Here is an 18,347-nt window from a genome sequence, read left to right on the forward strand (position 1 = left end):
CCTGACCCGCACTTTACCCCTTTCCCCGGCTTTACCCGCGCCTTTTCCGCGCCTTTACCCGGAGGGGCTTTACCCGGACACCTGGGCTTTACCCGGACACCCACGTTACTCCCGGGCTTTACTCGAGGGCTTTACCCGGACACCCACGTTACTCCCGGGCTTTACTCGAGGGCTTTACCCGGACACCCACCTACTCCCAGCTTGGAAGAGGCTTTACCTGGACACCCACACTACTCCCAGCTTGGAAGGGCAGCAGGAAGTCGTACTCAACTCATTTAAGCGAGGGAGAACGCTTCCTCGTGGTTTCGGGTGGACAGGAGTAATCCCGGTGGCCAGCCCGGACGTGCGTCTACGGACATGGGCAGCAGATCATGCTGCCGGGGTTCTTGGTATGTTCAGGAGCCCGGCGCGATACGGCTTTGGTGTGCGGCCTAGGTTAGCAGGGTAGTGCAGGCACGGAGGGAAGGTGTTCGGTGATAGCCGAGTCTTTTGCAGACGGCTTTCAGGGTGTGGGCAGCACCCACGAGGCCCTTGAAGCGGCTTTCGAAGTATTGAGCCATGTAAAGCCAGTGTTCGGGCTCAATATGGAGACGTTTGAGGGTGGGAGGCACTTCGTCCGGATATGCCCCGTCACGGGCCTGGATGATGGCGCGACCGGTCCAGTTCACCAGGTCCAGGTAGTCATTGAGAGGCATGGGGAGACCCTTGGTGGCGTAAGTGTGAGAATTGTCGACGAAGGGCATCAATTCCCGGGGCTGGTTGTGGGGGTCGTTGGGATCATCGGAGGTGTGCGCTTTGACTATCCGTGCTTGCACCGAGGTGAAATCGGCGGATTCGGCGCGCGTGGTCATGCCGGCGCGCAATGGGTTCAGGTCCACATAACTCATGCAGGCGATGAGGGCCTTTTCATCCAGCAAGGCCTGGCTCTTGAATCTTCCTTCCCAGAACCGTCCGGTGCAATCGTCTTCCTGGTTGGCCCGCCGGGCGATGGGTTCGTTCAGGCAACGCATGAACCAACTGATATCGGTCAAGCGATAACGCCAATCGCGGGCGCAATGCTCCAATATCTCATGTTCGGACTTCGACAGTACCTCGCCGGCCAGGAAGCGTTGGGCCAGGGAGTTGCCCGGGAACAATCCACTCCAGCGTCTGGTGACTTCGTGTACCGTCCAGCCCGCCGCCATTTCCCGGTCGACGTGCAGCACCACGTGGACGTGATTGGACATCACGGCGTAGGCACACACGTCGACGGCAAAGATGTCGGCGAGCCTGATGATGCGATTTTGGATCCAGAGGCGGCGGTGCTCAAAGGATTGGCCTGTATGCGGGTCCATGCCGCACAGGAATGCCCGGCGGACACAGCGTGAGACACAGTGGTAATATGGGGTGGCATCGAGGCTCACCAGGGTTTTCCGTGGTTTGGGCATGATATCGGCTCCTTTTTTCGATACGGCTGAATTCGAATTTCAAATCAACTTGACTGAGTTCCAAGTTTGGGGCCGTCGAGTTGAAACCCCGAGAATGCATCCGGGGCACGGCGGCAATCGAGTGGGTCGGGTGATTTTGTGCCAGGGATAGGGACTCATCGACGGGCGGCCGCTCAGTGCTGTGTGGCAGTCACACGCGGCGTTTGAGGCGTATGCATGCTGCATCGTGTGCTGGTCTTTTCGCCGCCCGGCCTCCAGTAGTTATGGTCAATCGCGTTTTGGAATCTTCCCGATGCAGGTTTCCATTCTGCCCAACCCGCCCAGTCGAACCCTGAAGCCCATTCGGACTTCACCAGCAGGCAGTAGAGCAAACGCAGAGCATCGACTCGCTGGCGATGCTTCCAGCCCGTCAAGCGCGGCTCGCGGCTCGTATGGGCAAACCACTGCTCAAGGGTTTCCGGCCGCCGGTTCACCAGCCGTATATCAGGCGCGAAATCGATGAAGGCCTGCACATGCTTTCGGTACCAAGGTACCGCGTTTTCAGGTACTTGGCGTAGCCGAAGTGCCCCTACGTAGCGTTTCCAGAAACGTGCGATCCGTTCTTCCTGTAATTGGTCTCTCGACTCCATGAGAAATCTCCTCGCTAGCAACAGTCCTGATAGAGAACAAATATAGAACAATGGCCATTTGGTTTCAAATATCGCTCTTCAGGGTGCGAGTCCTTTGTTCCGTGAAATGGTCGTGAAGCCCTCCACCTGCCGATTTCTGTTAGCTCGTGCAGTGCCGCGCGAGTCGGTAACGGGGGCCCTGCCGCGCGGGTGTATAAGTCGCTGAGATGCGAGTTGAAGAGGCGTTCAGAGCAAGGACTCCGGAGTGACGACCCATGGCGTCGATAGTCGCGATGGATGTCCAGCGAGCGAGCAGCCGATGGCTGTCCAACGAGCGAGCAGACGTACGGTGGGTGTCCAGAGTTTCGCGGTGGGGAGTTTCGATGGGTGTCCAGCAGACGTAAGCGAGCAGACGTACGGTGGGTGTCCAGCGAGAGAGACGATGGGTGTCCGGCGAGAGGAGGTTCTGCCGGGGCCTCGGCACCCGAGGTGCTGGTGCAGGAGGTGCTGGACCGCCTGCGCGGATTGGGGGCCACCGTCACCCTGGATGACAGCGCCAACCGCGAGGATAGGGCGTTCTCGCTCCCCGGGAACTGGCTGCCGGCCGCCCTTGATGGCGCTCCATGCCATCTCTGGCGGCGATATCTTCAGGGGGTGGTTGCCGGTTTGTGTTCCCTAATTTCCACTCACATTGGCAGGCGCGCCCGCGTGCGAGGGAGGCATCTCAACGCAGCCATAACATCATCTCTTCAGCCTTCTTGCGGCTTTCGAAGTCCTCATGGTCCTTCAACACCCGTTCGAGGATGTCGCGGGCCCGCCCATGATCGCCGCCTTTGGCCAGGGCTACCGCGTAGTGGTAATGGATCTCAGCATTGTCGGGGGCCTTGGCCGCGGCCTGTTCCAAGAGGGTCAAGGCCTGCTCAGTCTGGCCGGCGGATAGGCGCAGCCACCCCAGGGTGTCCATGATGGCGGCATTGCCGGGTGCGGCAGCATCGGCGCGCACGGCGAGTTCCAGTGCCTCTTCGGTACGCCCCGCCTCATGGTGGATCCAGGCCAGGTTGTTGAGGGCGACCGGGTTTTCGGGATTCTGCTCCAGCAATTTCATGTATCCCTTGGTTGCCTCTTCATCGGCACCGGTGGTCTGTTGGCGGCCAGCGAGGGCCAGTCCCACCACTTGATCTTCCGGGTGCTCCGCGATCCAATCTCGCATCAGGCGGTTAGCGGTGGCCGCGTCGCCGTTCAGTTCCACCGCCCGGGCAAGGCGGAGCAGCGTTGTGCCCGCCGGCGCGCGTTCAAGGGCCGTGCGATAGGCGTTCACTGCTTCGTCGTAGCGTTGGGCGTTGACCATGATGTCGCCCCGCAAGCGTGAGACCTCGGCGGCGTCCGGATAAGCCTTCTCGAGGCGACGAACGTACTCCAGGGCTTGGTCGGTCCGGCCCTGGACCATGCCGATGCGGGCCAGTTGCATGAGGGGGGTGCCGGGATCGTCATCGGCGTCCTCGAGCAGTGATTCATAAATGCCCCGGGCCTCATCAAGCTTGTTCATTCCCAGCTTGGCCTGGGCCAAGTGGGTGCGCAGGGCAGGGTTGCCGGGATTGCCATCCAGCAGTCCCTGTAGAGTGGCCTCGGCGGCACCGAATTCTCTCCGTGCGAGTTGGATGCGGGACTGCTCCAGGAGCCAGGCGTGATGCTGGTGATGTTTTTCGGGCACGGATTCCAACAGTGCTGCCGCGTCGTCCACCCTGCCTTGGGCAAGGCGCAGGCGGGTCAGGTACAGGGTTACTTGAGGATCTTCCGGTGTATTGGCGTGAGCCTGCTGCAGGTAGGCCTCGCCTTGGGTAGCGTCGCCCGCCGCAAAGGTCAGCTCCGAAAGCCTCAGCAGTAGACGCGGATGACCCGGCTGGTGTTCCAGTGCCGCCTCGAGACGTTGGCGGGCGACGTCGGGCTTCTGTTGCCGGAGGTCCATGCGTGCCAGGTTGAGGACTGCGGGAACGAAACCCGGTGTAACCTTTGTCGCGGACTCGAAAGCGGAACGCGCCTCGTTATTTTCGCCCCGTACCAGATATACCGCACCGAGCATGTTTTGAGCGATGGGGCTGTCGCCATGCTGTTCCACCAAGCCTTTGGCCGCGGTGAGGGCGGCATCCAGTTGGCGTGCCTGCAGGTGAGAAACGACCAGCAGAAGTCCAGGCTGAATGCCGGCCTCATCGGCGGTTGCCATATTCTCGAAGTGGGCTATCGCCTTTTCGGCCGCCCCCGTGGCCAACTGACTTACGGCCAGTTGAGTCTTGATACGGGTATTGTCTGGTGACAGGCGCGCAGCTTTCTCAAAGTACTCCGTAGCCTGCTCGGTGTTTCCCAACCGAATGTGCGCGGTTCCCAGCAGAGAGTTGTATTGGGGATCCTCTTGGCCGAGTGCTTCCTTATCGACGAGGACTGCGAGGGCTTGGGTCACCTGATCTCGCGAAAGGAGTACGCCGGCCAGGAGTTTACGCGCCGGGAGGTTATTGGGCACCTTGTCCACATAGATCTGGAGGTGTTCTTGGGCCTGTTCGAGCTGACCCAGGGCGAACTTGGTGCTGCCGAGCAGCAGCAGCGTAGGCGCATGGTTCGGATCCACCTGAAGGACCCTCAGCAAGCTTTTCTCCGCCGCCGCGTAGTCATTACGAGCATAGGCGAGGGCCCCGGACAGGTAATGGGTCTGAGGGTTATCGGGCGCTATGTCCTTAAGAGCAGCCACATGGGATTCGGCCTTATCCGGTGCATTGAGGGCCAGATAGCTACGGGCCAGTCCGATATGAGGGGCGACCTTATCGTTGCCTTTCGAGTTTTTCAGTGCCCGCTCCAGGACCCCCACCGCCTCATCAAGTTGCCGAGACGCGACCAGCAGTTCGCCCTTGAGCAAGAGTGCCTGCCGATGGGATGGCTCCAACTCGAGGGCGCGGTCCAGGTGAAGGTGGGTTTGGTCCATACGCTGGCGTTCCATGGCAAGGATGGCCAACCCCACTGACGCCCGAGCAGGCGCCACGTTGGCCTCCAATCCGCGTTCAAATGCCTGTTGTGCGGCATCGGGACGGTCAAGGCCGAGGAACGCGAAGCCTTCGTCGGTGGTTGCCTCGATGCGCCGCTCCGCCGGTAGCAGTTCGATGGCTTCCAGGGCCTCGTCGAAGCGGCCGAGGCGTACCGACACCTCGATGAGATTGAGCACCATGGCGGGTGCCCGCTCGCCGAGTTCTACCGCCCGGCTCAGTTCCTTGCGGGCCCCGGCCAGATCGCCGGCCTCGTAATAGGCCTTGCCCAGCAGGCGCCGGGTGGCTACGGCGTCAGGGGCCTCCTGGAGGGCGTTCTTCAGCTCGATGATGGCGGCATTGACCTCGCCCTGGTCCAGGTGGGCCTGGGCCTTGGCCCGCGCCTCCTCTGGGCTCAGGCCGCCACCGCAGGCGGCGATGATCAGCGCCGTCAGGCCGGCCGCCGGGAGGCGGAGGATCGTGAGGGATTTCATAGGGGTCATCCTTCCGTAGCGTTCAGTTGGGTTCCAGGGTGGCCGCGGCCAGCTTGCGCTCCCAGGCCAGTGAGGTGCGGACGATGGTATCGAGATCATCGAAGCGGGGCGTCCAGCCCAGGCGCTCCCTGATCCGTGAGGCGTCGGCTACCAGGGCCGGGGGGTCGCCGGCGCGGCGCGGTTCTTCGCGCACATCGATGGGGGCGCCGTTGGCACGGGCCACGGCGTCGAGCACCTCGCGCACCGAGAAGCCGTGGCCGTAGCCGCAGTTCAGGGTAACCGACTCGCCGCCATCGTGCAGATAGTCGAGGGCCTTCAGGTGGGCGTCGGCGAGGTCCTCCACGTGGATGTAGTCACGGATACCGGTGCCATCCGGGGTGGGATAGTCGGTGCCGAACACCGATACGCCGGCCCGCTTGCCCACGGCGGCCTCGCATGCCACCTTGATGAGCAGGGTGGCCTCGGGGGTGGACTGGCCGATGCGGCCCTCCGGATCCGAGCCCGCCACGTTGAAATAGCGCAGGGCCACGTGGGTCATGTCGCCGGCGGCGCACAGGTCCCGCAGCATGGCCTCGCTCATGAGCTTGGAGGCCCCATAGGGATTGATGGGCGCGAGGGGAGCATCCTCGGTGACGGGGACGGTCTCGGGGATGCCGTAGACCGCGGCGGTGGAGGAAAAGATGAAATACCTGACGCCGTGGCGCTGGCAGCACTCCAGCAGGTTGCGGGTGTTGCAGGTGTTATTGCCGTAGTACTTCAGGGGGTCGCTCACGGATTCCGGCACGATGGTGAACGCGGCGAAATGCATCACGGCCTCGATGTCGTGGTCCGCCAGCACCCTTGAGACCAGGGTGGCATCGCCGGTGTCACCCTCCACCAGTTCGCCGTATAGCACGGCCTGGCGGAAGCCCTTGCTCAGGTTGTCCAGCACCACCACCCGGTGGCCGGCCTCTCCGAGTTGACGTACCACATGGCTGCCGATGTAGCCGGCGCCGCCCGTGACGAGGATATTCATTGATTGGGGTTCCCCCGGTCTGTTTCTGTAAAGGTGCGGTTGACCTGACTGGTTTTCGGAATATAGGTGCCCAACTTGAATGATGAGCGGGGGAGCGCCAGGCAAGGACGCCTACGAACGCTCCCGGGGCTGCCAGTCGCATGCGACCGGCTGGGGTGTCTGGTGGCCGAAGATGCGCTTGAAGGCGGGGGCGTCGAAGGCCTGCTGGGTGATCACCAGCCAGTGTTCGACCGTCTCATCGTAGAGGGTCAGCACCCGGGCGTCGTAACCGAGATCCGCGAAGCGCTCGAGCCGGCGTTCGACGGAGTCGGCCTGGCGGTATACCCCCAGGGACAACTGCCCCGCCAGTTCGCCGCTGGTCACCAGGGCGATGTCCTTGACCCCCTGGCCGCTAAGCCTGTCGCGCAGGGCCCGCGGGTTCGCGCCGCCCTCCAGGTAGACCTGGTAGGCGCGGGGCCGGCGCGACTCCCTGGAGTGGGTCTGATGAGCGATGTCCTGTTCCTCGAGCCAGACGGCGATGTTCCCCCGGGTGTTGGCGTCCATGGGCCCGAGGGCGAGGCAGGGTGTACCGCCGCCCGCCGCGGCTGCTGGTGCCTGGGGGGCCGCCTGGGGGGGGGCGGCCTCGACATCGCCGGCCACGGGTACCGGCGCCAGGCTGTCCGCCGGGCCCTCGGTGCCCGCTTCGGGACGGGCGAGCAACCCGCTCACCACGTCGTACTTGTCGCGAGCGCGCTGGTTCTTCCCCGGCAGGCGATAGGCTCGCTGGTAGGCCTGGGCGGCGAGTTTGGTATACACGTCGCCCAGGTTCTCGAAGGCGGTGTGATAGTCCGGCTGGAGTTCCGTGGCCCGCAGCAGGGCCTCCCGCGCCTTCTCCAGAGACCCCTTGGCGGCGTAGAGCACGGCCAGGTTGTTGTGGGGCTCGGAGAGATCGGGATAGTTCTCGGTGAGGTTGCTGAAGATGGCGATGGCGCGGTCGGTGTCACCCATCTGGGCATACACCACGCCGCGCAGGAAGCGGGCCTCGGAATTGTCTGGCTGTTGCCGTATCAGGGGCTCGAGGATGTCGATGGCGGTCTGGAAGCGGCCCCCGGCGATGGCCTCCTGGGCGGCATCCAGCTCGCCACTGGCGGCCCGCACATGGGCAGGGACGGCGCCGAGCACGCCGATGCCCAGCAACAGGACGAGGCGCAGCAATGGGGCCCGGAGCTGCCCGGTGAGCCGCTGCCGGCGCGAAGACAAAGCGAAGATCCCAAGCGTCATGAATGCCCGAAACGGTGGTCTATGGCACGAACGACGGAGTGTAACCCACCACCGGCACCGCTGTCCGGTGGCGCCGCGCCGGCCGCGGCCCTAAGATTGCGGCTTTCCACTGTGGCCCCTGACGCGGATGATACTCCTGACCGTGGGCAAGGTGGCGCTGGTGACTGCCATTGCCATCCCCATCCTCTACCTGCTCCATAGCCGCCTAGCCGGGCGCTGGCTGGCCATCGAGGCCTACCCCCTGCTGCTCTACATGAGTGGGGCCTTCCTGGTGATGGCCATCATGGAGGCATCCCTCGGCTACATGCACACCGAGGCCCTGGGCTGGCGCCTGTGGGAGTACCGCATCCTGCCCAATCATCACGGCTACGGCACCGACCTCGGTCCCATCACCTGGCCGTGGTACGGCTTTCACCTCTATCTGCTGGATCAGGTCCTCAGCGCCCGGCGCCTGCACGCCCAGGGGCCGGTGGTGCGTGGTGGCATGACCGGGGTGGACGGGCCGCTGCTGGAGATCTTGGGCAACGGCCTGTTCCTGCTCATCTTCGGCCAGTATGTCTTTTACTATTTCCCCGGGGACCTGGGGCATCTCACCTCCCTGCTGGTGATCCCCCATTACGCCCTGGCGGGCATGGTGCTGTATTTCATCATCCACGCGCTCAGGGACGCGCCCCGCAGCTGGTCGCTGCCGCCAGCGCTTTACTTCACGGGGGTGTGCTTCGTCGTGGTGGGGTAGGGGCGCGCGCCAATTTTGAATTATGAATTTTTAATTTTGAATTAACGAGCCGGCGCTGCTGTGCGCCGATTTTTTTAATTAATCGCGAGCGCAGCGAGCACCGCAATTCAAAATTGCTTTTTTAGGCTTCGAGGGCTGCTTCGGTGGCCGCCAGGGCCTCCCCGCGCCGGATGTCGGCACCCATGCTGCCGAGCACGGATTCCAAAGCGCTGGTGCACAGCAGCACGTTGGCGGGGCGGGCGCTGTGGCCCATGAGGCCGATGCGCCAGACCTTGCCGGCGAGGCTGCCGAGGCCGGCGCCGATCTCGAGGCCGAAGCGCTCCAGGAGCTGTTTGCGTACGGCGGCCTCGTCCACGCCGGCGGGCACCTTGACGGCGTTGAGCTGGGGCAGGCGGGCTGCCTCCGGCACCACGAACTCCAGGCCCATGGCCTCCAGGCCCGCCCGCAGGGCGAGGTGCATCCGGCGATGCCGGGCCCAGGCATTCTCCAGGCCTTCCTCCTGGACCATTACGAGGGCCTCGTGGAGGGCGTAGATGGCGTTCACCGGTGCCGTGTGATGGTAGGCGCGCTTGGCGCCGCTGCCCCAGTAGGCGGTGACCAGGTTGAGGTCCAGGAACCAGCTCTGCACCTTGGTCTTGCGGCTGGTGGCCTTTTCCATGGCGGCCGGGCTGAAGGTGACGGGTGAGATGCCGGGTACGCAGGACAGGCACTTCTGGGTGCCCGAGTAGACGGCGTCTAGTTCCCATTCCGCCACCTTGAGAGGGGTGCCGGTGAGGGAGGTCACGGTGTCCACGATGGTCAGGCAGCCGTGCTCCCGAGCGATGGCCGCCAGGGTCTCGGCGTCGGACTGGGCGCCGGTGGAGGTCTCGGCGTGGACGAAGGCCACTATCCTGGCATCGGGGTTGGCCCGCAGGGTGTCCCGTAGCTTGTCGGGGGTCACCGGCTGGCCCCAGTCGTCCTCCACCATCACCGCCTCGCCGCCGCAGCGCTCCACGTTTTCCAGCATGCGGCCACCGAACACGCCGTTGCGGCACACGATGACCTTGTCACCGGGTTCCACCAGGTTGACGAAGCAGGTCTCCATGCCGGCGGAGCCCGGTGCGGAGACGGGCATGGTGAGTTCGTACTGGGTCTGGAAGGCGTACTGCAGCAGGGCCTTGGTCTCGTCCATCATGGCCACGAAGGCCGGATCCAGATGGCCGATGGTGGGCCGTGACAGGGCCTCCAGGATACGTGGATGGACGTCCGAGGGGCCGGGGCCCATGAGGGTACGAATGGGGGGATTGAACGATGTGATAGCCATTGTTGAGTCTTTCTCTCAGGTATTAATTCCGTGCCAAGTATAGGGTCAGGCGGGATCCGGGGACAACCCGCCGTCTGTCAGAGCGCTCACCACGCCTCGTACATCCGCCCGGGGTTGAGGATCCCCGCCGGGTCGAAGGCGCGCTTGAGCCCCTCGTGGAGGCGGGCCACGCCCGGCTCCAGGGGATGAAAGACCTCGTCCCGGCTGCCCCGGGTACGCAGCAGGTGGGCGAAGCCGCCCGTTTCCGCCAGGCGCCGGCGGAGTTCGGCGCCGGGTAGTTCGGTGCGCAGCCAGCGCTGGCCGCCGCCCCAGTCCACCAGGGTCTGTCCGGGCAGCTCCAGAGGCGGGGTGGCGGGGCTCAAGGTGATGCGCCACAGGGGCGGCTCCGGGGCCTGGAAGAAGGACAGCTCGTGGTGGCGCAGCTGCTCCCAGAAGCCGTCTTCGTCCTCGTCTCCGCCGAGGCGCCGCCGCGCATCCGCCACGCCCCTCGTGGTGCCCGACAGGCGCACGCGCAACAGGCCTTCGTGGTGGGCCGCCGCCGACAGGGGCAGGGGCTGGCCGGCCCAGCGGTTCATGGTGTCGATGGCCTGATCCTCGGTCAACTCGAAGCCCAGGGTCTGCTCCGCCTCGGGTTTGGGCAGCACCTTGAAGGAGACGTCCAGCAGCAGGCCCAGGGTGCCCCAGGCCCCGGCCTGGAGCCGGAAGGCGTCGTAGCCCGCCACGTTCTTCATCACCTGGCCGCCGAAGTTCAGCACCTTGCCGGCACCATTGATCATGCGCACCCCCAGCAGAAAATCCCGCACCGCGCCGGCGTAGGGCCGCCGCGGTCCGGCGAGGCCGCAGGCCACCGCGCCCCCCACGGTGCCGCCGGCATTGAAGCGGGGCGGCTCACAGGGCAGAAACTGACCGGCGGCCTCCAGGGTCTCCTCCAGTTCGGCCAGGGGGGTGCCGCTGCGCGCTCTGACCACCAGTTCCGTAGGATCGTAGCTGATGATGCCCCGGTGGCCGGCGGTGATCAGGACTTCCCCCGCGGCCTCCCGACCCATGAAGGCCTTGCTGCCCGTGCCCCGGATCTCCACCGGGCTCGCGGTATGGAAGCGGCTTTCGATGGCCTCCTGGAGGATGGTGGTGAGGTCTTCGTCGGGGCTCATGGGTGCTGCGCGGGCGGGTTCATGGACGGGGGTAGTGTGGGCGATCCATGCCGTGAAGGACACCCGGTGGGGCAGTGCCGGGCGTCAGACGTAGAGATCGATGGCGGTGGACTGCCGCAGTTCCTGGACGTAGCCGGCCCGTTTTTGCACCTCGTAAGTCTGCACCGCCCGCTGGCCATCCACTTCGCCACCGTTGGCGAAGGCGCTCCGCAAAAGGGGGCTGCCGGCCAGCACACTGTCGCGGTCGGCATCGGCGCCATTCCGGTCCGCGCGTCCCGCCGACAACAGCTCACCGACCAGTATCGTGTCATCGACAGTCTGTCCGGTGGGACGGAGCGTGGTGCGGGCCGCGTCTTCGGCCCGGGCCGTCGTGCCACGGCGGCGCGTCTCGGCGGCGGCGCCGAGGACATCGGCCGAGGGAAAGAGGCCCAGGGACGAGACCAGTGTGGCGGCAGCTTCCAAACCTTGGGTTCCCCCCGGGCGCTTGAACGGTTATTGAACCATGGGTACCCACGTCATTCCAGCCACTCATCATGGCAGGCCCCGCCGGCGCCCGGTCTCCGGCGACGGGGGGCTGGCGTGGGATGGTATATTGGCGGTCTACCAGGCGTTTCAGGACCTTTCCCCCACCGCGCCCCATGGCTTGTCGTCCGCGAGTTTTTTTCTCCCCATCCCGATCCCCGGGGATCCCCGCCCGGCCGTGGCGACGACTGCTCCTCGTCCTGGCTTTCGGCCTGCTGGGGGCCTGTGGTACCCAGGAGGATCCGGCCCTGCGCTTCGGCCTCGCCGCCGCCCCCGTGACCCTGGATCCGCGCTTCGCCACCGATGCCGTGTCCACCCGCCTCACCCGCCTGCTCTACCAGTCCCTGGTGGACTTCGATGCCAACCTCAGGCCGGTGGCGGGCCTGGCCGGCTGGGAGCGGCTTGGGCCCCTGCATTACCGCTTCACCCTGGTGCCCGGCGACCACCGTTTCCATGACGGCACTCCCCTCACGGCGCGGGATGTGAAGGCGACCTACGACAGCATCCTCGACCCTGCGTCCGCGTCGCCCCACCGCGGCGGCCTCGACATGATCGAGGCCATTACCCGGGTGGATGACCGGACCGTGGATTTTCATCTCAGCCGCCCCGATGCCCTGTTTCCCGGGCGCCTGGTGGTGGGCATCGTGCCCGCGGCGGCCATCGCCGCCGGGCGCTCGCTGCAGCGCGAGCCCCTGGGCAGCGGGCCCTTCGTGTTCGGGGCCTGGCCGGCGGAGGGGGACCTCCGGCTGCTGCGGCGGCGGGATGGTGCCGAGGTGCGCTTCCTCAAGCTGGCGGATCCCACGGTGCGGGTGCTCAAGCTTCTGCGGGGGGAACTCGACGTGCTCCAGAGCGACCTCCCCCCCGAGTTGGTGGCGTGGCTCTCCGCCCGGGATGAGCTTCAGGTGAGCCACGAGAAGGGCACCAATTTCAGCTATCTCGGGTTCAATATGGAGGATCCCCTCACGGGCCAGCGGGAGCTGCGGCGCGCCGTGGCCCACGGCGTGGACCGGCAGGCCATCATCAGCCACGTGATGGGTGGCGCGGCGCGGCCCGCCGGAGCGCTGCTACCGCCGGATCACTGGGCGGGTCGCGCCGATCTCAAGGGATACGACCATGATCCAGAGGCGGCCCGAAGGCTGATTGAAAGGGTGGCCGCCAGGGTCGGGAGCACCCCGCGCATCACCTACAAGACCTCCAGCAGCCCCTTTCGCGTGCGCCTGGCCACCGTCATCCAGCACCAGTTGAAGGCGGTGGGCCTCGACGTGGACGTGAACAGCTACGATTGGGGCACCTTCTACGGCGACGTCAAGGCGGGCCGCTTTCAGATGTACAGCCTGGCCTGGGTAGGCATCAAGATGCCGGACATCTTCCGTTACGTGTTCCACAGCGACTCGGTGCCGCCGCACGGAGCTAACCGCGGCCGTTACAGCAGTCCACGCGCCGATGCCCTAATGGAGGCCGCCGAGCAGGCGGCCACCCAGGCCGAGCAGGCGCGCCTGTATCGCGAACTCCAGCACCTGCTTTACGTGGAATTGCCCTACGTGCCCCTGTGGTACGAGGACCATGTGGTGGTGGCATCGAAACGCCTGTGGGGCTACCACGTGCCGCCGGACGGCAATTACGACAGCCTGGTGGAGGCCACGTGGTGAGCCTGCGGGTGCACCTGCCGGAGCAATGGCTGGAACTCGTCCACGCCGATGGCCAGGTGACCCGTTACCCCGTCTCCACCGCCGCCAATGGCCCCGGCGAGGAGGACGGCAGCGGCTGCACCCCGCGGGGCCGGCACTACGTGCGGGCCAAAGTGGGGGCAGGGCAGCCTCTCGGCGCCGTATTCGTGGGCCGCCGCCCCACCGGCGAGATCTACACTCCCGAGCTGGCCCGCGCCCACCCGGCGCGGGACTGGATCCTGACCCGCATCCTGTGGCTGCGCGGCCGCGAGCCCGGCCGCAACCGTCTGGGTACCGTGGATAGCTTTCGGCGCTACATCTACATCCACGGCACCCCCGACAGCGAGCCCATGGGCGAGCCCCGTTCCCACGGCTGCATCCGCATGCGCAACGCCGACGTGCTGGAACTCTTCGACCAGGTCCCCGTGGGTACCGAGGTGGAGATCATCGACTAGGCCCACCGGCCAGGCCCAGCGGTTGGGCGGCGCTTCGCAACTTGCCTCCACAAGCCCTAACCCGGCATAGCCGGAACCAAAATATCTCGGATCGCCTATCCTTATCCACAGCACCATCCAGGACAAGAGGGACAGGCCATGAATCCGTTCGTTGAACGTCACCAGAACAAGATCGCCGGTGTGCTCTCCTGTTTTGACCGGGTTGTCATCACCGGAACCCTTCCTGATATCGGTTATGCCGGCGCTATGGCGAGCTACCTCAGTTACCATAAGATCCGACTGTTCGACTACCCCCGGTGGGCAGAACCCCTGCGCGATGAGTTGCGCCACCATGCCGAGCAACTCGCCATCGAGGCCGGCATTGAGATCGAGTTCATCCGGCGCCACAAGGCCTTTCGCAAAGAAGACCGTATCAAGGCCATCATTGCGGAACGCGGCGGTCATCCCGGGCTGGTCCACATCTTCTCCGCCATGGAATCCTGCACCGCTTATCGCCCCTGGCATGACAAGAACACAGGCCATACCCTGCTCAAACCCACGTCAGGGAAATGCCTGCATTACTACTTCTACTTCATCGATGAGGCCTTTGGACTCTGTTACGTGCGGGTGCCCACCTGGGCGCCGTTCCGCCTGCAAGTCTACTTCAACGGCCATCACTGGCTGGCGCGCAGACTGGAAAAAGCCGGCATTCCCTTCGCGATGGCGGACAATGCCTTTCTGTCCATTGCCGATCCCGAGCAGGCTCAGACGCTTGCCGACCGGCTGGATGCCAAACAGCTTCACCGACGACTGAATCGATGGGCCAAACAGTTCTGCCCGGTAGCTCAGCGCTTTCGCTCCGGTTACCACTGGAGCTTGATGCAGGTGGAGTTCGCCACCGATGTCATCTTCCACCAGCAGGCCGAATTCCAGCCGCTCTACGAGTCCATCACCCGCACGGCGGTACAGGCCATTAAAGCCGACAATGTGGCCACCTTCCTTGGCCGTAAACTCGCCAGCACCTATCAAGGGGAGGTCGGTAACGATTTCAGCACCCGTATCCAGGGTACACGCATCCGCCACCAGATGGGGCCGGCCAGCATCAAACTCTACGATAAAGCCGGCATCATGGCGCGTGTGGAATGCACCACCAACGATGCCTCATTCTTCAAAATCCACCGCTGGGTGGAACAACGTGACGGCTGGCAACAGTGGAAACTGGCACCGCTACGCAAAAATATCTACAGCCTGCGCGATCTGCGCAAGCTGATGAACGCCGCCAATGAGCGCTATCTCGCCTATATGGCGGCAATCGACAATCCTGACGCCGGACTCAAGGACATCGATAAAATGTCCAGCCCCGCCAGGGACCAGGGCCGTTCATTCCGTGGCTTCAATCTGTTCCAGAAAAAGGACTATCATCTCTTCCTCGCCATCGGGCGGGGCGAATGGTCAATCAGTGGCTTCCGTGCCGCCGATCTGCGGGCCTCTATGCCCGATCTATCACCCAGTCAATCATCCTATCTACTCAAACGGTTACGAACCCACGGACTGATCAAGAAAGTGGGACGTCGCTACAAGTATTACCTTACAAAGTTTGGGCGTCGCGTCCTGGCTGCATCACTCAAGATGCGTGAATATTGTGTTCTCCCTGCACTCTGTGCTGACAGGGCATGAGAATTTCTTGGCATTCTTGTCCAAGATTTCAGTGGTAAGGTACTATAATGCGCGCCCCGCGCCTCCAACCGCCGGGTCACGATCCACGACGACCCGCAGTCCACAGTCGCGGGTTGTACCAATCACCACCGGAGAGGTGCCGGAGCTGGCCGAACGGGCTTGACTCGAAATCAAGTGAACCCCATGGGTTCCGAGGGTTCGAATCCCTCCCTCTCCGCCAATAAATCAATAGGTTAGGTGTCAACCGTGTCTAATTTTAGGGGTGTTTTGGGGTAGTTTGGGCTCGAGTTAGACACGATTTCAGACACGATTTTGCGCCATACCGGCCATCCCCAGGTTCGGACGACCAGCGGGGCTTCCAACACGAGGAGCATGAGCTAAGTGGCGTCGAAGAACGGTCGTTGTCTCTTCCGCTCGAACGCATACGTTCTTGTAGAAGGGATCCCGCGCCGCGTACCCCGTTGTCGACTAGCACATCGTGAGAGCGGTCACCCGATTTGATGGACTGATTTTCACGATTGGTGATGGTTCCATCGACAGCGGTGACAGTGGCGTTGCCACCGCGGTCACGCGCACAGATCAGGACGAGGGGTCGAGGGGCAAGGTCAGTTGGTTATCGTGGGGGCGCTGTTCGTCGAGCACGGTGATGTCGCGCTGCGCGGCGGCCATGAGCAGTTCGGCGGCCATACCGATGAAGATGCGGTAGTTGCCTGCGGCGTGATCGGCGAGCGTGTGACGCTTATGCCGCGCGCGGCATAAGCGTCATCATGCCGACAACCGGATTATGCCGAGTGATCGGCAATCCTTTGCTTTTTTCTCTCCTAGTTTTGCCTAGTTACGGCCATAGCACGGTTTTCAGACGCGGCATAATCCGGTCATCTCTCCGGACTGACAATAGGGTCAGGAAGGAGAAGAGACATGCTCAAAGAGTTCTTAAAACAGGGCGATTTCCTCGAGCGCTTACACAGTAACCCGCTGCGGGAACACCTTCGATTCGTTCTCGACCTCACTGGTCGAGGAAGCCTACGCTTCGTCGACAGTCCGATTGAAGCTTCTCTGGGTCGTCGAATTTGGTTGGTGGCTGCAAGAGGAGCAGCTCACAGCTGAGCAGCTCAGCGAGCACATTGTCGATCGGTTCCTGAAGGAGTTGCAGCGCCTGGGACAGCTGCAGCGAGGTCAAAGGCCGACCACCCTAAGGTTTGTTGCGTATCTGCAGAGTCAGGGGGTCATTCCGTTTCCTGAGCCGGTTTGTGACACCTCGCCGCTGGCCGAGCTCGAGCGCCGGTACGAGCGCTATCTGCGAACCGAACGCGGCCTGACCACGGCGACGGTGTTGAACTACCGGCCCGCTGCCCATGGTTTTCTGGTCCATCATTTCGGCGACGGCCCCTTGCGTATCGAGGAGCTGACGGGATCGGACATCTCCACCTACGTCCTTACCCACGCTCGCTGCCAAGGCGCAAAAAGAGCGCAGCTTCTAGTCACGGCACTGCGCTCGTTCTTTCGATTCTTGTTGCGCGAGGCGAAGACCCAGATCGATCTGGCCGCTTGTGTGCCGGCCGTCGCGGATTGGCGCTTGTCGTCCGTTCCCAAATTCCTGACCGCGGAGGAGATCCAACGCCTGTTGGATGGCTGCGATCGCACGACAGCGACAGGGAGACGCGACTATGCGGTCCTGGTCCTCCTCGCCCGCCTTGGACTACGTGCCGGCGAGGTCGTCGCCCTCGAAATCGATGACATCAATTGGCGAGCCGGCGAAGTGATGATTCGCGGGAAAGGCTTCGTGCATGAGCGCTTACCGTTGCTCACCGAACCGGGAGAGGCGATGGCTGCCTACTTGCGTCGGGATCGTCCCGAGACCCGCTCGCGCCGGGTCTTCGTTCGCATGAAGGCACCCCATTCGGGCTTCGCCGGGCCATCAACCGTCTCGACCATTGTTCGGCGCGCTCTGGAACGCGCCAGTCTCCAACCGCCTGCCAAGGGCGCCCACCTACTCCGCCACACCCTGGCGACGGAGATGCTCCGAGGGGGTGCATCCATGAGCGAGATCGGCCAAGTGCTCCGACATCGCTCCCCGAACACCACGGAGATTTACGCCAAAGTCGACCTCTCCGGTCTCCGCTCCCTTGCCCCACCGTGGCCGGACATAGGGGGTGGGCAATGAACCAGCTACGTGACGCTTTGGAGGAGTATCTTGCCGTGCGCCGGAGCCTGGGATTTGGCCTGCGGATACCGGCGAGCTTGCTACATAACTTTGTCTCCTTTCTGGAAGCCAACGAGGCGACCTATATTACCCGAGCGTTGGCGATTCGCTGGGCCGAACAACCCCGCGACGCGCAGCTAGCCACATGGGCGGGGCGCCTGGGAGTGGTGCGTCGCTTCGCCCGCTGGCGCAGCGTGACCGATCCGCGCACCGAGATCCCACCGGATGGCCTCTTGCCTTACCGCTACCACCGTAACCCTCCTTACATTTACACCGATGAGGAGATCGAGCGGCTCCTTGGCGCCGCCGCAGGGCTGCCTTCCGCCAATGGCCTGAAAGCCCGCAGCTACTTGACGCTGTTCGGCCTGCTTTCCGTCACGGGCATGCGCGTAAGCGAAGCACTCATGCTCGATCGTGTGGATGTCGATTTGGAGCAAGGAATCCTTACCATACGACGCACGAAGTTCGGCAAGTCACGGTTGGTGCCAGTCCATCGCTCAACCCGCGATGCGCTGGAAAGCTACGACACGCAAAGAACGCGTGTGTTTCCCGCCCGGAAACACCGGCATTCTTTCTCTCCGAGCGTGGTCGACGCATCACGGAGTGGAGCGCGCGTTACACCTTCGCGAAACTCTCCCAACGGATCGGCCTGCGCGGCGCCGCGAAGGGTCACGGGCGCGGACCGCGGATTCATGACATGCGCCACCGATTTGCGGCCCGCACGTTACTGCAATGGTACCGCGCGGGGGTCGATGTCGAGCACGAGTTACCCAAGCTTGCCACCTATCTTGGCCACGTTCACGTGAATGAGACCTACTGGTATCTCGAGGCCGTCCCGGAAC

At 63.8% G+C, this 18,347-nt stretch carries 15 protein-coding genes and 1 tRNA gene; 8 read left to right on the forward strand and 8 right to left on the reverse strand.

From position 1 onward, the window contains the following. Nucleotides 1-431: 431 nt before the first annotated feature. The 5 genes from U5S82_17410 to U5S82_17430 all read right to left on the reverse strand — a co-directional run bounded on the left by U5S82_17410 (nucleotide 432) and on the right by U5S82_17430 (nucleotide 7,812). Nucleotides 432-1,427, reverse strand: coding sequence for a transposase (locus tag U5S82_17410; protein MDZ7753366.1), 996 nt, complete (start codon nucleotides 1,425-1,427; stop codon nucleotides 432-434). Nucleotides 1,428-1,600: 173 nt separating this feature from the next. Next, nucleotides 1,601-2,056: a hypothetical protein gene (locus U5S82_17415; protein MDZ7753367.1), complete on the reverse strand. Its 456-nt coding sequence runs from the start codon at nucleotides 2,054-2,056 to the stop codon at nucleotides 1,601-1,603. 703 nt (nucleotides 2,057-2,759) lie between these two features. Continuing rightward, entirely contained in the window at nucleotides 2,760-5,537 is a 2,778-nt protein-coding gene (prsT, locus tag U5S82_17420) for an XrtA/PEP-CTERM system TPR-repeat protein PrsT (GenBank protein ID MDZ7753368.1), read from the reverse strand. Nucleotides 5,538-5,559: 22 nt separating this feature from the next. Further along, nucleotides 5,560-6,552 (reverse strand): UDP-glucose 4-epimerase GalE, encoded by a 993-nt coding sequence (gene galE, locus U5S82_17425; protein ID MDZ7753369.1) that lies wholly within the window; start codon nucleotides 6,550-6,552, stop codon nucleotides 5,560-5,562. 111 nt (nucleotides 6,553-6,663) lie between these two features. Then, nucleotides 6,664-7,812 carry a tetratricopeptide repeat protein gene (locus U5S82_17430; protein ID MDZ7753370.1) on the reverse strand — a complete coding sequence of 383 codons (1,149 nt, stop codon included), beginning with the start codon at nucleotides 7,810-7,812 and terminating at the stop codon, nucleotides 6,664-6,666. Between the two features lie 127 nt (nucleotides 7,813-7,939). On the opposite strand from U5S82_17430, the gene U5S82_17435 reads away from it, so the two are divergent. Beyond that, nucleotides 7,940-8,548: a hypothetical protein gene (locus tag U5S82_17435; GenBank protein ID MDZ7753371.1), complete on the forward strand. Its 609-nt coding sequence runs from the start codon at nucleotides 7,940-7,942 to the stop codon at nucleotides 8,546-8,548. 121 nt (nucleotides 8,549-8,669) lie between these two features. Here U5S82_17435 and U5S82_17440 read toward each other — a convergent pair whose 3' ends face one another. The 3 genes from U5S82_17440 to U5S82_17450 all read right to left on the reverse strand — a co-directional run bounded on the left by U5S82_17440 (nucleotide 8,670) and on the right by U5S82_17450 (nucleotide 11,464). Continuing rightward, nucleotides 8,670-9,851 (reverse strand): alanine--glyoxylate aminotransferase family protein, encoded by a 1,182-nt coding sequence (locus U5S82_17440; GenBank protein MDZ7753372.1) that lies wholly within the window; start codon nucleotides 9,849-9,851, stop codon nucleotides 8,670-8,672. An 86-nt stretch (nucleotides 9,852-9,937) separates the two neighbouring features. After that, nucleotides 9,938-11,002 carry a glycolate oxidase subunit GlcE gene (glcE, locus tag U5S82_17445; protein ID MDZ7753373.1) on the reverse strand — a complete coding sequence of 355 codons (1,065 nt, stop codon included), beginning with the start codon at nucleotides 11,000-11,002 and terminating at the stop codon, nucleotides 9,938-9,940. An 84-nt stretch (nucleotides 11,003-11,086) separates the two neighbouring features. Further along, nucleotides 11,087-11,464 (reverse strand): hypothetical protein, encoded by a 378-nt coding sequence (locus tag U5S82_17450; GenBank protein ID MDZ7753374.1) that lies wholly within the window; start codon nucleotides 11,462-11,464, stop codon nucleotides 11,087-11,089. Between the two features lie 176 nt (nucleotides 11,465-11,640). On the opposite strand from U5S82_17450, the gene U5S82_17455 reads away from it, so the two are divergent. The 7 genes from U5S82_17455 (at nucleotide 11,641) to U5S82_17485 (ending at nucleotide 18,311) form a co-directional block, all read left to right on the forward strand. Then, nucleotides 11,641-13,173, forward strand: coding sequence for an ABC transporter substrate-binding protein (locus tag U5S82_17455; protein ID MDZ7753375.1), 1,533 nt, complete (start codon nucleotides 11,641-11,643; stop codon nucleotides 13,171-13,173). After that, entirely contained in the window at nucleotides 13,170-13,646 is a 477-nt protein-coding gene (locus tag U5S82_17460; GenBank protein MDZ7753376.1) for a L,D-transpeptidase, read from the forward strand. Before U5S82_17455 ends, U5S82_17460 begins: the two co-directional genes overlap by 4 nt. Before the next feature lie 138 nt (nucleotides 13,647-13,784). Beyond that, on the forward strand, nucleotides 13,785-15,302 hold the full coding sequence (locus U5S82_17465) for a MarR family transcriptional regulator (protein MDZ7753377.1): 1,518 nt from the start codon (nucleotides 13,785-13,787) through the stop codon (nucleotides 15,300-15,302). Nucleotides 15,303-15,432: 130 nt separating this feature from the next. Then, nucleotides 15,433-15,522, forward strand: a tRNA-Ser gene (locus tag U5S82_17470). A gap of 389 nt (nucleotides 15,523-15,911) precedes the next feature. Next, nucleotides 15,912-16,061: a hypothetical protein gene (locus U5S82_17475; GenBank protein MDZ7753378.1), complete on the forward strand. Its 150-nt coding sequence runs from the start codon at nucleotides 15,912-15,914 to the stop codon at nucleotides 16,059-16,061. A 286-nt stretch (nucleotides 16,062-16,347) separates the two neighbouring features. Beyond that, on the forward strand, nucleotides 16,348-17,466 hold the full coding sequence (locus U5S82_17480; protein ID MDZ7753379.1) for a site-specific integrase: 1,119 nt from the start codon (nucleotides 16,348-16,350) through the stop codon (nucleotides 17,464-17,466). Continuing rightward, on the forward strand, nucleotides 17,463-18,311 hold the full coding sequence (locus U5S82_17485; GenBank protein MDZ7753380.1) for a site-specific integrase: 849 nt from the start codon (nucleotides 17,463-17,465) through the stop codon (nucleotides 18,309-18,311). Before U5S82_17480 ends, U5S82_17485 begins: the two co-directional genes overlap by 4 nt. Nucleotides 18,312-18,347 lie beyond the last annotated feature (36 nt).

This window comes from Gammaproteobacteria bacterium (assembly GCA_034522055.1).
Taxonomy (GTDB): domain Bacteria; phylum Pseudomonadota; class Gammaproteobacteria; order JAABTG01; family JAABTG01; genus JAABTG01.